Origin of the sequence: Microvirga vignae, assembly GCF_001017175.1 — a bacterium.
Taxonomy (GTDB): domain Bacteria; phylum Pseudomonadota; class Alphaproteobacteria; order Rhizobiales; family Beijerinckiaceae; genus Microvirga; species Microvirga vignae.
In genome coordinates, this window is sequence record NZ_LCYG01000052.1 from 1 (window position 1) to 15,312 (window position 15,312).

The 15,312-nt window shown below is 58.8% G+C and carries 14 protein-coding genes and 1 pseudogene; 2 read left to right on the top strand and 13 right to left on the bottom strand.

Annotated elements, in window-relative coordinates; translation table 11 throughout:
- Positions 1 to 215: 215 nt before the first annotated feature.
- Positions 216 to 314: pseudogene (locus tag AA309_RS35895) on the top strand (IS6 family transposase); the annotation flags it as partial.
- A gap of 209 nt (positions 315 to 523) precedes the next feature.
- Here the strand turns inward: AA309_RS35895 and AA309_RS18990 are convergent.
- The 7 genes from AA309_RS18990 to AA309_RS19020 form a co-directional block, all read right to left on the bottom strand.
- Complete coding sequence (locus AA309_RS18990; RefSeq protein WP_047190592.1) at positions 524 to 1,981, bottom strand: NAD-dependent succinate-semialdehyde dehydrogenase; 1,458 nt, start codon at positions 1,979 to 1,981, stop codon at positions 524 to 526.
- A 63-nt stretch (positions 1,982 to 2,044) separates the two neighbouring features.
- Complete coding sequence (locus AA309_RS32230) at positions 2,045 to 2,968, bottom strand: MaoC family dehydratase (protein WP_052954839.1); 924 nt, start codon at positions 2,966 to 2,968, stop codon at positions 2,045 to 2,047.
- Between the two features lie 63 nt (positions 2,969 to 3,031).
- A complete protein-coding gene (locus AA309_RS19000; protein WP_047190593.1) occupies positions 3,032 to 4,018 on the bottom strand; it encodes a TRAP transporter substrate-binding protein in 987 nt (328 codons plus the stop codon).
- Positions 4,019 to 4,055: 37 nt separating this feature from the next.
- Positions 4,056 to 5,330, bottom strand: coding sequence for a TRAP transporter large permease (locus AA309_RS19005; protein ID WP_047190594.1), 1,275 nt, complete (start codon positions 5,328 to 5,330; stop codon positions 4,056 to 4,058).
- A gap of 12 nt (positions 5,331 to 5,342) precedes the next feature.
- On the bottom strand, positions 5,343 to 5,843 hold the full coding sequence (locus AA309_RS32235) for a TRAP transporter small permease (RefSeq protein WP_052954840.1): 501 nt from the start codon (positions 5,841 to 5,843) through the stop codon (positions 5,343 to 5,345).
- Positions 5,843 to 6,589: an SDR family NAD(P)-dependent oxidoreductase gene (locus AA309_RS19015; protein ID WP_052954843.1), complete on the bottom strand. Its 747-nt coding sequence runs from the start codon at positions 6,587 to 6,589 to the stop codon at positions 5,843 to 5,845. The genes AA309_RS32235 and AA309_RS19015 overlap by 1 nt, the downstream gene beginning before the upstream one ends.
- A complete protein-coding gene (locus tag AA309_RS19020) occupies positions 6,573 to 7,640 on the bottom strand; it encodes a Gfo/Idh/MocA family protein (protein ID WP_084731401.1) in 1,068 nt (355 codons plus the stop codon). The genes AA309_RS19015 and AA309_RS19020 overlap by 17 nt, the downstream gene beginning before the upstream one ends.
- Before the next feature lie 197 nt (positions 7,641 to 7,837).
- Here AA309_RS19020 and AA309_RS19025 point away from each other — a divergent pair, with 197 nt between their 5' ends.
- Positions 7,838 to 8,908, top strand: a complete 1,071-nt coding sequence (locus AA309_RS19025; RefSeq protein ID WP_150117648.1) for a LacI family DNA-binding transcriptional regulator — start codon at positions 7,838 to 7,840, stop codon at positions 8,906 to 8,908.
- A gap of 102 nt (positions 8,909 to 9,010) precedes the next feature.
- Here the strand turns inward: AA309_RS19025 and AA309_RS19030 are convergent, their stop codons facing one another.
- Genes AA309_RS19030 through AA309_RS19055 form a run of 6 tightly spaced genes read right to left on the bottom strand, consistent with a single transcriptional unit; the run spans position 9,011 to position 15,295 of the window.
- A complete protein-coding gene (locus tag AA309_RS19030; protein WP_047190620.1) occupies positions 9,011 to 9,613 on the bottom strand; it encodes a dihydroxyacetone kinase subunit L in 603 nt (200 codons plus the stop codon).
- Between the two features lie 5 nt (positions 9,614 to 9,618).
- A complete protein-coding gene (locus AA309_RS19035; RefSeq protein WP_047190598.1) occupies positions 9,619 to 10,617 on the bottom strand; it encodes a dihydroxyacetone kinase subunit DhaK in 999 nt (332 codons plus the stop codon).
- A gap of 31 nt (positions 10,618 to 10,648) precedes the next feature.
- Positions 10,649 to 12,361 (bottom strand): acetolactate synthase catalytic subunit, encoded by a 1,713-nt coding sequence (locus tag AA309_RS19040; RefSeq protein WP_047190599.1) that lies wholly within the window; start codon positions 12,359 to 12,361, stop codon positions 10,649 to 10,651.
- Between the two features lie 38 nt (positions 12,362 to 12,399).
- Positions 12,400 to 13,590, bottom strand: a complete 1,191-nt coding sequence (locus AA309_RS19045) for a CaiB/BaiF CoA transferase family protein (RefSeq protein WP_047190600.1) — start codon at positions 13,588 to 13,590, stop codon at positions 12,400 to 12,402.
- A gap of 7 nt (positions 13,591 to 13,597) precedes the next feature.
- A complete protein-coding gene (locus tag AA309_RS32240; RefSeq protein ID WP_052954847.1) occupies positions 13,598 to 14,398 on the bottom strand; it encodes a CoA-transferase in 801 nt (266 codons plus the stop codon).
- 3 nt (positions 14,399 to 14,401) lie between these two features.
- Positions 14,402 to 15,295 carry a CoA transferase subunit A gene (locus AA309_RS19055; protein ID WP_160310498.1) on the bottom strand — a complete coding sequence of 298 codons (894 nt, stop codon included), beginning with the start codon at positions 15,293 to 15,295 and terminating at the stop codon, positions 14,402 to 14,404.
- Positions 15,296 to 15,312: the final 17 nt, after the last annotated feature.

The following is a 15,312-nucleotide window of genomic DNA, read 5'->3' on the forward strand; positions in this document are numbered from 1 at the left end:
CGGCCAACCCATGGTTTTCAGAGAATGAAAACGGCCTCCGCAACCCTGAAGGGCTTTGAAGTCATGCGCATGATCCGCCGCGGCCACTGCCTCATGACGCAGCCAGGAGCGATAGGCGAAATCCGTCTTGTCAATGAACTCTTCGGCCTTGCCGGCTGAGCAATCCATTCGGATCAGTTCATTGCGCCCTTTCCAAGTTAATGCAACGGAGCCGTGGGATCGAGATGGTGCACATGATGCGCAAGCGGCAGGCGAACTATGCCTGCAGTTGGCAACTTTCCCTTGCAGAGCAGTTCGAGCAGCTTGCTGCATAGACGCCTCATGAATGCTCACGTCGCTCTTCGTCTCCAACCAAACCACCTATAGTTTTGCTTAAGGTACGACGGCGACGCGAGACTACAGTGCGATGCGGATGGGCTGAGGCGATTTTCTCGTCGGGTTAGGACTCGGTTGAGCGTCCGGATTGTGCTCGACAACCGAAAATGACAGGCCCCTCGACGATAAGGTTTCAGAACATCAGGGCTCACCTATTGGCGAGCCCGCCGATGCACACGTATTTGAGCTCGAGATAGTCATCAAGGCCATGCTTGGACCCCTCGCGCCCGATGCCGGATTCCTTCATCCCGCCGAACGGAGCAACTTCCGTTGTGATAATGCCTTCATTGATGCCCACCAGTCCGTATTGAAGCTTCTCAGAGACGCGGAAGGCACGACCGAGGTCCCGGGTGTAAAAGTACGCGGCCAGTCCAAACTCGGTTTCGTTGGCGAACCGGATGGCTTCTTCCTCGGTCTCGAACCGAAAAATGGGAGCGAGTGGCCCGAAAATCTCTTCCCGCGCGAAGCTCATGTCTTCGGTCGCCTCCGTGAGCACGGTCGGCTCGAAGAAACGTCCACCGAGGGCGTGGCGCTTGCCTCCCGTCACGACCCGAGCGCCCTTCGTGACGGCGTCGTCGAGGAACTCCTGCAGCTTTGCAACGGCATTGTCGTCGATGAGCGGACCTGTCGTCACTCCGTGATCAAGCCCGGATCCAACCGTCAGCTTTTGGGTCGCTGCGGCAAAAGCCTCGATGAATTCATCATGAATGCTGGACTGCACGTAGATGCGGTTCGTGCAGACGCAGGTCTGGCCCGCATTGCGGAATTTTGCGGCGATGGCACCCTCGACCGCTTTACCGATATCCGCGTCGTCAAAGACGATGAACGGCGCGTTTCCTCCGAGCTCCATCGAGACCTTCTTCACGGTATCGGCGGCTTGGCGCAACAACGTCTTCCCAACCGCCGTCGAGCCAGTGAAAGTGATCTTCCGAACAAGCGGGTTTGCGGTCAGTTCGCCTCCCACGGCTCGAGCATCGCCGGTCACGATGTTGATGACACCGGCCGGAATGCCGACCTGCTCGGCCAGAACACCCCAGGCGAGCGCCGAATACGGCGTCTGGCTCGCTGGCTTGGCCACGATCGTGCAGCCTGCGGCAAGCGCAGGGCCAATCTTGCGCGCGAGCATCGACGAGGGAAAGTTCCAAGGAGTGATGGCGCCGACGACGCCGACAGGCTGACGATTGACAATGATACGGCGGTCCACCCACGGGGAGGGAATCGTATCACCGTAGACACGGCGCGCCTCCTCGGCAAACCACTGGATATAGGCGGCGCTCATGGCGATCTCGCCCCGCGCCTCCGCCAGCGGCTTGCCCTGCTCGCGCGTCAGCAGTTCCGCAAGGGCCGCCTGATTGTCCAGGATGGCAGTGGCCATGTCCCGCAGCATTCGGGCCCGATCATTGGCGCTGATTTGGCTGAAACTTTCGAAGGCGCATGCCGCAGCTTCAATCGCAAGGCGGGTCTCGGCCGCGCCTGCATTCGGCACCATGCCGATCACGGAACCATCTGCAGGATTCGTGACCGTAATCGTGCTGCTGTCAGCAGCCTCTGTCCAGGTACCATTCACATAGATCCGGTCGCGTCGGAACTCGCTCCACAGACTCATTTCAAGTTCTTTCGGGTTCTTAAGGTTTGACGCTGAAGCAAAATGACGAACTGGCCCGTTCCGTCACAGCAGCGAAGATCCGTGGCCAACCGCCGTGGTCACTCCGTCCTGGTTCAGCAGCCAATATTCCACCTCGACGCGGACCTTGCCGTTTTCGCTGACGGAACCGACAACCTCGCCTTCGATCGTGATGGTGTCCCTAGGATAGACAGGGCTCAGATAGGTGGTGAAATGCTTGCCGGTGGAGAGAAAACTCTCACCGAAGAGCCTGGTGAGATATTCGGAAGCCCAGCAGGACTCCATCATTCCTTGAGCGATGCAGTCCTTCAGCCCCGCCTTGAGCGCGATAGAGCGCACCGTGTGAATGCCCTGCTTGTGGAATTCCGCCCCCGTGAAAACGGACATTTGGGCCTGCCTGACCTGCTTGACGAGAGGAGCGAGGGCGGTGCCGATCGGCGTGGACGAGGTCACGGTCCGAGCTCTTTCGCCCCTGAGGTCCCGGGGGCTTATCCGACGCTCTGGATTTCCTGAGCCGGTCCCAACCTGTACGCCGTCCGGCGCCCGCATGACCTCAGTCGAACGTTGCAAGATCACCACGTCGCCCGATTCGTCGCGGGCGATACTTTCCAGCACCGTATAGCCCTTCCCGCGCTTCATGTATTTGTCGACATAGGTTCCCGTGAGCGTCAGCGTGGCGCCGACCGGTACGGGTTTGTAATGCTCGACCTCCTCCTTCTGGTGCAGGCCGACCACCTTGTCTCGATCATAGACGGTCAGGAAAATCTGCATGAGGTCAGAGACGATCATATGAGGAGGCACATGCCCAACCGGCTTGAGCATACCGTCCACGAGAGTCATGCCCGTATAATCGTCGAGCGCATAGGCATAGCTACGCAAGAAATACTCATCGAGCGTCAGGGTGACGGGACCAAAACTCTCGCCGACAAAAACGTTTTCGTAAGTGGGATCTTTGAACGTCTGCGTCATCGAATGCATCATGATTGAGGAATTTTGGCCCCGACAGCTTTTGGTGTCGGGGCCTGACTTGCGCTACTGAACGCTGCGGACCTTCGCGAGCAGCTTAACGGCCTTGTCGCCCAAGGAGGCTGCGTACTCGTCCTGGAATTTGGCAAGACGCTCCGCGAATTTGTCGAGCCCCTTCGTTTCCACGATCTTGACGTTGGCAGCCTTCATTTCCTCGAGAGCCTTGGCGTTGAAGTCATTGACGAGGCCGGCCTGGTACTTCTGTGCGTCGGCTGCAGCCTGACGGACTACGGCCTGCTGTTCAGCCGGCAGCGCATCGAATTTGTCCTTGTTGATGGTGATGAACCTGAAGTGCCAGATGTGCTTGGTCAGGCTGACGCTCTTCGTCGTTTCGTACCATTTGGTCGTTGAAAGCGTGGCAGGTTCACCTTCTGCCGCATCGGCCACGCCCGTTTCCATGGCCGAATAGACTTCCGGTAGTGGAATTGGTGTCGGAACGGCACCAAGAGCCTTGGCGAAACCAATGTAGAGGGGTGACTCCGGAACGCGAAGGCGCAGGCCCTTCATGTCGTCGATGGTCTCGATCGGCTTCTTGCTGGCGATCGAGCGCGGTCCAAGGAACAGAAAGCCGAGGTTGCGGACGCCCTGCTTTTCGAAAGCAGCTTCGACATCGGGAGCAATCGCGGCCGCAACGCGCTGCATGTGGTCCAGGTCCTTATAGATGTAGGGAAGTTCGAGAACCTGAAGCTCGGGGAAAAACCGTCCGATTCCCGACATGCCGCTCGGCGCGATATCGACGGAGCCTGAGACGACGCTCTCGGCGATCTCACGTTCGTTGCCGAGGTTCGCGTCACCATAGACCTCGATCTTGACCGCGCCATTCGTACGCTGGGCTACGAGTTCTGCAAACCGCTTGTCGGCCAGCGTATTGCTGTGTTCGGCCGCATAGATGTCGCCGAGGGTGAATGTGGTCTGCGCGTTGGCAGCCTGTCCGCCCGCCAGCAACCCGATGGCCGCAATAGCCCCGAGCAAGAAACGTTTCTTGGATTGCATGTCAGTTTCCTCCGATGAAGTTGGTTGTGGGTTGCCTTTACATGAAAGACGGTAAGTAAGTGGTCAGAGGCGGAACAAAGGCGATCAGCAGATTGACCAGCAGCAGCGGCAGCAGGAACCACCACACCATGATCAGGATTCGCGATAATGGGATTTTCGCGATGCTGACGCCGATGAACAGCAGAGTTCCGACCGGAGGCATGACAGCACCCATCATGATCGCCAGGACCATGACGACACCGAACTGAACCGGGTCGAAACCCATCTTGGCGCCGATCGCCGCCAAGGTCGGCACGAAGAGCACGGCAGTCGAGACCTCGTCCATCAACCCGCCGATGAGCGTGAGCACAAGGATCAAAATCGCGACGACCACAAGCGGCTGTGTTGTGATGGAGAATAGGACAGATGTGATCTGCTGTTCAAAGCGGCCTAGTGCAAGGATCGTACCGAAGACGGCCGAAAAGCCGACGATCATCATGATATTGGCTGACGAGAGTGCGGCCGACATGGTCAATTCGCGTAGGCTCTTCAGCGTCAAGGTCCGTTCGATGAAGAAGCCGTAGAACATCGCATAGACGACCGCGACGATGCCGGCCTCCGTCGGCGTGAAGATCCCGTAGCGAATGCCGCCGACGATCAGGAAGGGCATTACCAATGCCCATCCCGCCTTCTTCGTGGCCTCCCGAAGGGACTTGCCGGAAAACGGTTTGGTCTCCACGGTGAATGAACTGGACCGCGACATCAGGAAGGAGAGGATGAGAAGAGACCCGCCGACCAGAAGACCGGGAATGATACCGGCAAGAAACAGCCGGCCGATGGAGACGCCGGCCATCGAGCCGTAGATGATCAGGAAGATGGACGGCGGAATGAGCGGTGCCATCATCGCGGAGAACGCCGCCATCAGAGCCGCGAATTCCGGCTTGTAACCTTGGCTCTTCATCGCCGGTATAAGGATCGAGCCGGTCGCGGCGCAATCGGCAGAGGCGGAGCCCGACACACCGGCCATAAGAACGTTGGCGATGACCGTCACATAGGCAAGGCCAGCCCGAAAATGCCCGACCAGAGCGACGGCGAGATCAATGATGCGCTTTGTAAGACCAGAGCGTGACATCACTTCACCGGCCAGTACGAAGAATGGAATGGCCATGAGCGTGAAGGAGTCCATTCCGCCGAAAGTCTTCGTGATCAGGAGCCGTTCCTGCACCGCCGGTTCGATCAAGACGACGACAAGCGCTGCAAGTCCGGTCGAGAACGCCACCGGCACACCGAGGAACAGAAAGGCGAAGAAGCAACCAAACAGAACAAGGGTCATTGGGAAGACCTCTCACTTACGTCCGCGAGCCCATTGAAGGAGCTGAACGACAACGGCGAGAATGATGAGCGACGATCCGACGGGAATGGCCAGATAGATCCAAAACAGAGAGATACCGAGCGCAGACGACAATTGCGGGCTGTTCAGCTTTGCCATCATCCAGCCGTAGTAGGTATATGTCCCTAGCAGCCCGATGATTCCAAGACTGATCAGCACGCGCAGGATTGCCTGGGCCACATCCGGCAGGATGTTGATGAACAAGTCGACCGTGAACATCGTGCCACGCCAAACGAGGATAGGTGCGCAAAGCCAGAACATCCACACAAAGGCGTAGCGTATGAGTTCTTCCGACCAGAAAAGCGCATACTGACCGCCGAATGCAAACCGCAGCACGACGGCAACAAAACCTATAGCGATGATCGCCAGCATCAGCGGAACGATGATGATTTCGCCGATACGCTCAAGCCAGGTTGGATTTTCACTGACTTCGACAATTTCCGATTGCGTTTCCATTAGGCAGCCAAAGCTCCCCCGTCGACCTTGATGATTGCTCCGGTGATGTAGTCTGACAGTGGCGAGGCGAGGAACGCAATGGCTCCGCCGATCTCTTCCGGACGACCCGCGCGGCCCATCGGCACGCGGTTCTCAACCTTTGCAACCCATTCCTTATTATTGAACAGCGGCTCAGTTAGTTCTGTTCTGAACCAGCCCGGCTCGATGGCATTGACCCGAATGCCGCATTTTGCCCACTCAACGGCCAAACCCTGGGTAATCTGGCGGACACCACCCTTGCTCGAACCGTAGGCGACAATGAAAGGCATTCCAATCTCGCTCGCCATGGAGGCAATGTTGATGATCTTGCCGTATCCATTGTCACGCATCACCCGGCCAGCAGCTTGAGACATGAAAAACAGACCGCGGGTGTTGATGGCATGGACCTTGTCCCAGTCCTCGGGGCCGTAATCGAACGAGCTTCCGCGGATATTGAGGCCTGCTGCATTCACCAAGATATCGAGCTTACCATGCTCCTCGACGATGCGCTCGACCAGATGTGCTGCCGCGTCCGGATCAGTGACGTCGCAGCTCATCACCTTCGCCCCCGATTCCTCAGCAGCTTTCTGCAGGACGTTTTCCCTGCGGCCGGTGATCACGACGGTTGCGCCAGTGGAAACAAGCGCATCCGTTGCGGCGCGGCCAAGGCCGGTGCCCCCACCTGTAACCAAAGCGATGCGACCTTTGAGATCAATGGGAAGGGACATAGCTCTTCTCGTTTCCGTTGCTGACATTGATGCGCTTGCCGTCGCTTTCGACAACGCCATAGGCGAGTGCGATTGCGGCAATTCCGTCGTCGATGGAAGGCGAAATCGGCTGGTTTCCGAGGAGAGCGCGCGACAAGTTCCGCATCTCGCCGACATAGCCCATATGGACAAGGGAGGAGTTCTCGGCCGAGATGTTCGTCATATTCGGCTCCCAAACGAGGCGCTCCCGTTCGGTCGAGAACGCACGGCCGGGAACCATCGGCTCCGCATCTCGCGTGTATGTGACCCGGGATACATTCTCTACCGTAACGCTTGTTCCATCCGCACCCGTGATCTGGATACGTTCATTGGGAACGCCCCGGCTTTCGAAATTCGAAATCTCGAGTAGTCCGGTGGCACCGCTTTCATAGCCAAGCATTACGGCAAAGCCGAAGCGATCCGGACCCGCCTCGGTCCTGGTAGCGCAGACCCATTCGACGGGCCCACCGAAAAACCGCATGAGATCGAGGAAATGGACGCTGTGGTCCATGACGAAGGAGAAAGGCGTCAACGTCTTCGACCATGCCGGCGTCCAGACACCGGACGTGATGCGGGCATTGATCATCTTCACCGGACCGAACTCGTCTGAGGATGAGATCTCCTTGGCCATCCGGTAGCCGGTGGCAAACCGCTTCATGAAGCCAACAGCCAATTGCCGATTTGCCGAAATGGCCGCCTTCTTCATGGACAGCGCATCAGCGACCGTGACTGCCGGAGGCTTTTCCACGAAGACACTGACACCGCTCGAAAGCGCCTCGACCGCCAGCTTTGGATAAATTGTTGGGCCTACGGCCATGACGACGGCGTCGACATCCTCCATACCCAGCATCCGCGACATCTCAGCATGGCAACTGCGCGCACCAGCAGCGCGCATCGTATCCTGCGCACGAGAAGTATCTGGGTCGCAAACGGCGACAACATCAATCCCGGCAAGACGCATTGCAGGGACAAGCGCAGCATTGGCAAAGGCACCACACCCTACGAGGGCAGTGCGCAAAGGGGCATTGGACATAGATAGTGCCTCCCGCACCTTGGCTCTTTTTAGCCAGAAACGTTTTTCGGCAAACGATTTCTGTTTATTGTTAGGACCGGGTTTCTAGGCTGTCAATGCTGTTTTCGCTGTTCCGTCGAATGGAAATAGGCTAAAAATGCGTTATAAAGCAGCCAACCAACGATAGTAGAAAATCGGTTCTAGTGGGAGAAAGCATCTTGCGAAGTAAAGGTCGTATCACGATCCGGGACGTTGCGACTGCCACCGGACATGCAGTTTCGACCGTGTCCAATGCACTTTCCGGCAAGCCGCATGTCAATGAGGAAACGCGCAGGCAGGTAAAAGAGGCTGCAGAGCGTTTGGGCTATAGGCCATCGGCAGTGGCGCGCTCGCTCAGGTTGAAATTGAGCTCCACCATCGGTGTCCTTGTTTCCGATGTGAGCAACCCTGCCATTCCCGAATTCATTCGCGGCATTGACGACGTGGCCGTGCGGGAAGGCTGTACCATCTTCCTCTGCAATACGGACGAGCTCATCGAGCGCCAGATCAGCCAGATGGAAACACTGCTCGACCGCCAAGTGGACGGCATGATCCTGATCTCGCAACATTGCGATGAGCCGGAGATCCGCAAGTTGCTCGATGGCAAGACGCCTTTTGTCCTCATTCAAAGGCGCAGCGCGCGCTACCGTGACGATTATGTCGGGTCCGACAACATACAGGGTACGCGCGACAGTGTAACCTACCTCAGGCAGCTTGGGCATCGACGCATCGGATTGATCACCGGGCCGCTGAGTTCAAGCACGGCCCAGGAGAGGCTGGAGGTCTTCGAGACGACTTCGGCAGAGTTGGGTTGCGAGCAGGATCCGGAGCTGATTTTCCGTGGCGATTATACGGTGGAGGCCGGATATCGGGGCATGCACTACTTCGCGTCCCTTCCGCAGCGTCCGACGGCTATCATCGCCAGCAACGATGTCTGTGCGCTGGGTGTTCAGGATGCGGCCAGCGAACTCCGCCTGTCGATCCCAAAGGATATCTCGCTCCTCGGCTGCGACGACATCGATCTCGCGCGGCTGCGCCAGATCAACTTGAGCACGCTGCGTCTGCCGAAGCGCGAAATGGGCGCTGCGGCTGCAGAATTGCTGATCCGCCGCATCCGATCGAAGCGCAATATCACGCCTCGGGAAATCATCATACCGACCCAACTTATCCTTCGTGAATCCTGCGCACCACTTGATACGCGGTCGACCGCAGAAGTCAGGAAGGCGGCGCCTCAACCAAGCGACTCGTGAGAGAGGCTCCTCGTTACCTCTCCCCTCCCCCGAAACAAAAAGGCGCCTGCAAGATGCAGGCGCCTTTTTGTAAGCCACCATAGGGCGTTCAGGCTCTGCCTTTCACTCTGCGATCGCACCCGCAAGATGCATGACAGCCAGCATGCCGGGATCGTCAATGCCGATCGTTTGGTCTCCGAACATGCGCGCGCGGCCAATGCGATTCGGCCGTGAGCGAAAGGTATTCAAAGCGTCAGCCGCAGCCTGCGCAGCAGCGTCGGCCGCTTCGGTCGGACTCGTCTTCCCTTGAAGAGCTGTGGCTATGGCATCGAGCGAGTCAAGAACTGTCTTATCGCCCAGCGATGCGCCGCCTCGCTCCATCATGGCATCCCGTGCGGAGGCCACAAATGCTGCAAGGTCCGCCACCTCGATCGTTTCGCGGCCTTTCGCCTGACGACCGACGGCCAGAAGACCCGTCGCGAAAAGTGTTCCGAGGCTCGAGCCGGTCGCAACGGTCGCAGCCTTCGCGAGCCGGGTCAGGGCAGTTCCCGGATCAGCTTCAGAAAGATCGGCTTCGGCCATCTTTCCAAGAACACGAGCGAGCATACCGCCTGTGTCGCCATCGCCGAGCTTGGCATCAGCTGCGTTCAATTCCTGCTCATGTCGCTTTATGGTCTGATTGGCCTTGGCGACAGCTGCAGCAATGGTCTCTGTCCTGATCGTCACGATGCTCACCTCACCGTCCAGAATGGGCACTCGCAGGGTGAAGCGAGCAGCGGCCCGATCTCGTCGTCAAGGAACAAAAGCGAGATCGATGCCCCGGCCATTTCCATGGAGGTTGCATAGTGGCCGACCAGAGGCTGGACCACTTCGATCCCCTCGGCTTGTACCCGTGCGCGCGCGCGCCGGTAGAGGATGAACAACTCTTCGAGTGGGGTTGCTCCCAGACTGTTGACAAGGATTGACGCCCGGTTGCCTGCGCCTTCCGGCCTATCGTTCAGGAGACGATCGATCATCTCGTCTGCGATCGCATCCGCGCTCCTGAGAGTGTCGCGCCAGATGCCCGGTTCCCCATGAATGCCCATGCCCATCTCGATCTCATTCTCGGCAAGGATGAAGGATGGCTTGTCCGAGCCTGGCACCTGGCAGGGCGACAGGGCAACGCCGATCGTTCGCGTCCGATCGACCGTTTTCTGAGCAACCGCCGTTACGGCATCGAGATCGGCCCCGGTTTCGGCAAACGCACCGGCTGTCTTGTAAGCATAGATGATGCCGGCCACGCCTCGACGCTTCTTGCGCTCCTCCGGGCCGGCACTTGCGATATCGTCAGTGCCGAGAACGGTCGTCGTTCGGATTTCGTCCTCCAGCATCTCGCCGGCCATGTCGAAATTCATCCGATCGCCGCCGTAGTTGCCATAGAGGCGCAGCACGCCCTTGCCGCCATCGGCCATCTGGATTGCCTCGATGCAGGATCCGACGGTCGGGCCTTCGAAGACATTGCCGATCGAGCAGGCATCGAGAAGGCCCTTGCCGACATAGCCGGTGAAGAGAGGGAGGTGCCCCGAACCTCCCCCGGACACGACACCGACCTTACCCTTGTTACGCGAGTCATCTGCACGGCGGATGACGCGCCCGGTCTCACCGCCGCGGACCAGCGATGGATTTGCCGCCGTCAGCCCCTCCAGCATCTCGTCGACAAAATCTGCCGGGCTGTTCATCAGTTTCTTCATAAGGCGTCCTCCCTTTTTGATGGCCCAAGGATCAGTACTGAAGCGCACCGTTGTCGTTGAAGCTGGTGATCGGCGGATAGGCGCGCTCGTCGGTGATCACATCGAGAACCGTCGTCTTGGTGGCCGCGAAGGCAGCCTTGAGGGCCGGCAGATAATCTTCGGCCTTCTCGATCCGGATCCCCTCGCAGCCGGACGCTCTCGCGATTGCGGCATGATCCACGGGCGTAAAGTCACAGGCATCGGAGTAGTCGTTGAAGATGACCTTCTCGGCATGCTTCTCATACCCGAGGATCGAGTTGTTGAGCACCGTCACCACCACGTTCAATCCCATCCGCCGAGCTGTTTCCAGTTCCGACCAGACATGGGCAAATCCACCATCGCCGACGAGAGCGAACACGGGTGCCTCAGGCCTGGCGCACTTGGCACCCAGCGCATAGGGAAGGCCCCAGCCGAGGCCCGCCAGACCGCGTGGCGTCACGAAACGCATGCCAGGCTTCAGCGATGTGAGGAAGTTGCCGATCCAGATCGAGGAATAGCTGGCATCCGAAACAACAATGTGCTCCGGCGTCAGGATGCTCTCGAGATCACGCATCAACCGCTCTGGGCGGATCGGGCTCTGGCCGGAGGTCTCCATCTCCTCGGCGTCCTTGCGTCCCTTGGCGAGACCTTCGGCAATGGTTTTCTCGAGCTCGGTACGGGCGCTGGCGCGCTTCGTGCCGTCGACCTTTTCCATGGCATCGGCGAGCGCCCTCAGGCCGAGTTTCGCATCCCCCACGAGGCGTAGGGCCTCATAGTTGCGGCCGACCTCCTGTCCATCCACGTCGAGATGGATGTATTTTGCACCTTTCGGATAAAGCGACCAGCTGTCAGTTCCATTCTGGTTCGTGCGGTTCCCGATGAGCATGATCACGTCTGCCTCGGTCACGAGTTCGCGCAGGTGCTTGCTGCGGCTGCGGGTCGCCATGAAATATCCGACGATGCCGACGGACAGCGGGTGACGCTCATCCACCGAGCCCTTGCCCATTACTGTCGTAGCCACCGGCAGGGAGAACCGGTCCTGAAGTGCAGCGAGTTCGGCTGCTGCGCCCGATACGTGCACGCCACCACCCGCGACAATCAACGGCCGACGAGCCGTCATCAGAAGCTCTGCCGCCTCCGCCACGCGCTCCGGATCCGGGCCGCAGCGGTCAAGCGGGAAAGAGCCGAGATTGGCGCTGCGGCTTTCGTTACGAGCTTGGGCGTTTTCCACAAACAAGTCGATCGGCGCGATCAGGACAGCCGGTCCGGGACGACCGGATGCAGCGGCCGCGAAGGCCATGTCCACATAATCGTCGATGCGATTGACATCGGCGACGCGCTTGATCCACTTGGCGACACCCTTGAAGAGATCCAGGTGATCAAGCTCCTGGAAGGCGTTCTTGTCGGCGAAGGGACGGGCGACGTCCTGCACGATGGCGACAATCGGAATCGACGCTTTGTAGGCCTCCGCAAGGCCGGGAACCAACAGCGTGGCCGCCGGGCCGTTCTGCGCCGTCACGACGGCGACCTTGTGCGAAATGCGCGCATAGGCGTCCGCCATGATCGATCCGGCGTTTTCGGTCCGATACCCGATCTGACGAATGCCGTATTGCGGCGCGGCCAGGAACAGCGCGGCGGGGATCGACTGACCGAAGATCACCTCAACACCATGGCGCTTCAAGGCCTGCGCCATGATATGCGCACCACTCATATTACCTTTTGTCATATCAAATGCTCCCTGAGCAAAAATCGAAGTTGGCCGGATTAGATGATCGTGGCGTTCTTGAGTCTTTCTACGTCGTCATCCGTCATCGAAAGCCAATCATGCAGGACTTCTTTCGAGTGCTCGCCCAGCATCGGCGGCGGACGGCGAATGGTGCTGGGCGTCGTGCTCATGCCGACAGGAGGCCCCTGCATGGGGACAGTCCCTGCCTTCGGATGCACTACATCGACAATGTGTCCGGCCTCACGCATATACGGATCTGTCGCCACGTCGGCGATGGTGCGTATCTTGGCCGATGGAATCTCCGCTTCCCGAAGAGCCGCAAGCACTTCCTCAGAATCGTGTGTGGCCGCCCATTCTGCGGCAATCGCTTCGATCTCAGCCACATTCTTCATGCGGAGTTCCAGGGTGCAGAAGCGGGGATCCTGCAAAAGCTCCGGTCGCCCGATCATTCGCACGAAGCGGGGGAAGTGCGCGTCGTTTCCTGCCACCATGTGAACCCAGACATCGTCCTTGCAGCGGAACGTATTCGCAGGTGCGGCATAGCGATCACGGTTGCCGGCGCGGGTCATACGACGGCCGTTCACCAGGAACTCCGGGATCGCTGTCATCAACATCGACGTCGCGCCACCAATGAGGGACACGTCCACCACTTGCCCTTCGCCGGTCTTGTTGCGGAAATTGAGAGCAGCCAGGATGCCGATGGTCGCGTGCAACGCTGTGGCATAATCGACAAGGAAGGTTCCTGCCATCATCGGGCTGCCTGACGGATCGCCGGTGAGGTCCATGATGCCGGTGATGGCCTGCGCAATTCCGTCGAAGCAGGGGTTTTCGGAAAGGCTGTTGTTCTGCCCGAATCCTGACAAGCGCGCCATGATCAGCTTGGGGTTGATCCTCCGCAAATCCTCCCAGCCGCAACCCATCTTCTCCATGGTGCCCGGCCGAAAATTCTCAACCAGCACATCCGCTTCGAGCACGAGGCGTCTGAGGAGATTCTGGGCCTCCGGGTTACGGAAGTTGAGCGTGAGGCTGCGCTTATTGCGGTTGAACATCATGAAATAGATGCTCTCGCCCTCGATGTATGGCCCGAGCGAGCGGGTGTCGTCCCCGGCGCGGGTGCGCTCGATCTTGATCACGTCGGCACCGAGATCCCCGAGCAGCATCGCGCAGTGCGGACCGGCAATGAAACGGGAAAGGTCCAGGACCTTCAATCCTGATAGTGAGGAAACCATGAGAAGCTCACACTTTGAGAAGAATACGGTTGGGGTCGATCTCGCCGCGGATGAAGCCGAGTTCCTCCTCTGTCGGCGGTTCGGTCTCCGGAATCGTTTCTGGAACAATCGGCATGAAGGACATGAGGCTCAGCACGTCCTCGACGACAACACCCGGATGGAGCGATTTCAGACGCATTTCCCGGGTGTCTTCGGCAAAGTCGAAGACGGCCTTGTTGGTCACCACCAGCTTGGGACCGCCCTCGGCAAGGCCAGCTTCCTGGCGACTCGTTCCGCCAGTCAAGTGACCAACGCTGGTGATGAAATCCACCTTTTCGACGAAGGTGCGCTTGTCCATGTCCATGACGAGGTAAGGTCTGCGCACGAAGGCAAAGTGCTCTGGCTGCGCAAGGCAACCAACCAGCCGAACCTTCGGGTTTTCATAATCGCCGATGGCAGTGATGTTCATGTTTCCGTAACGATCGACCTGCGCAGCGGAGTTGAACGAGACATCGAACTTTCGCCGGGCGAGCATATCACACTTGACCCCGGTATCTGGCGGACAGGCGGCCGCTTGCCATTGCGTGAACGCATCCTGCGTAAAATGCTCGGGGACGGATGAGAGGTCCGGCTCCAGCAGGTTGCCCCAATAAACTGCGGCGCTCGGAGCCTGCTTCATCTGCGCTAATCGAACGGCGGCAAGCGGAATGCCGACGGCGAGGGTGAAGGCGCGCCCGTTGGTGCCAACGCCGACGAAGCACAGGTCGTCTTCGAGGATCTGCCGCGAGAGATAAGCAGTGATGAGTTCGTTGTTTGAATATTGGCTCACGGTCTAGCCCCTTCTCGCCACGTCGAGTGCTTTCAGTGCGCTCGTGCCGCCGATTTTCGCGAGATATTCGTCATGATCATTCGAGGAATAGACATACTCCTGAAGATAACTTCGAACATCTGCACCTGATTTCGAGCGCCCGAGATAGTCCTTCAGATGCGCATCGTCTTCATCGTAGTAGGTGTCGCACGCAGCCGGGTGAGCGCCGTAGGGAGCCTCCACGATGGCTTCGACCCAGTTGCCGGGGATGTAGGTCAGCGATGGCTGCTTCCTGATCTCCTCATGCGGGACGATCTTCTCGACCGTGACAATCAGGCGTTTGGCGCCGGCCGCGAACGGCTGGTCCATGTCGTCGGTATCGCGCACGACCGGCCATTGCACATTGCCGTACTCGTCGCCGATATAGCCGTGAATTACCGTGAAATCCGGTTCGGCCGCCGCTATGGCCTGCAGCTTCTGGCCGGTGAAGGGGCAGTCGAATTCCTTGATCTGCTCCGGATTGCGCTTGGCGATATCCGATCCGAACAGGGTCTTGATCGGAAGGAACGGCATTCCTTGAGCAGCTGCCCGGAGACGCGCGACCATTGCCGTTTCAGAGAAATCCCTCACCTCGATCTGACCGCTTTCAACACCCCGGCGGAAATTCGGGGCCAGTCCGTAGTTGAACATGCCGACATAGATGCCTTCCCAGCGACGGATCGCGTCGGCGGCAGCAAGCAGATCGATCGCAGTGGTGCCGGCCCAACTCATGACCGTAAGATCGCGCACTCCATTGCGTATCAATTGACGGATGATGGCGTTAGGCTGACGTCTCAGAAGGCTTCCGCCGATTGCCACCGACGAGCCGGACACGATTGGAGAAACGGCTTTCTCCAGCGTCGTCAATTTCGTTCTCAAGGTCATTTCCTCCAGGC

Excerpts from the sequence above, each read along its gene's own strand:
- AA309_RS18990 (WP_047190592.1), bottom strand. The coding sequence starts at position 1,981 with ATGAGTCTGTGGAGCGAGTTCCGACGCGACCGGATCTATGTGAATGGT.
- AA309_RS32230 (WP_052954839.1), bottom strand. The coding sequence starts at position 2,968 with ATGACGCAGACGTTCAAAGATCCCACTTACGAAAACGTTTTTGTCGGC.
- AA309_RS19000 (WP_047190593.1), bottom strand. The coding sequence starts at position 4,018 with ATGCAATCCAAGAAACGTTTCTTGCTCGGGGCTATTGCGGCCATCGGG.
- AA309_RS19005 (WP_047190594.1), bottom strand. The coding sequence starts at position 5,330 with ATGACCCTTGTTCTGTTTGGTTGCTTCTTCGCCTTTCTGTTCCTCGGT.
- AA309_RS32235 (WP_052954840.1), bottom strand. The coding sequence starts at position 5,843 with ATGGAAACGCAATCGGAAATTGTCGAAGTCAGTGAAAATCCAACCTGG.
- AA309_RS19015 (WP_052954843.1), bottom strand. The coding sequence starts at position 6,589 with ATGTCCCTTCCCATTGATCTCAAAGGTCGCATCGCTTTGGTTACAGGT.
- AA309_RS19020 (WP_084731401.1), bottom strand. The coding sequence starts at position 7,640 with ATGTCCAATGCCCCTTTGCGCACTGCCCTCGTAGGGTGTGGTGCCTTT.
- AA309_RS19035 (WP_047190598.1), bottom strand. The coding sequence starts at position 10,617 with ATGAAGAAACTGATGAACAGCCCGGCAGATTTTGTCGACGAGATGCTG.
- AA309_RS19040 (WP_047190599.1), bottom strand. The coding sequence starts at position 12,361 with ATGACAAAAGGTAATATGAGTGGTGCGCATATCATGGCGCAGGCCTTG.
- AA309_RS19045 (WP_047190600.1), bottom strand. The coding sequence starts at position 13,590 with ATGGTTTCCTCACTATCAGGATTGAAGGTCCTGGACCTTTCCCGTTTC.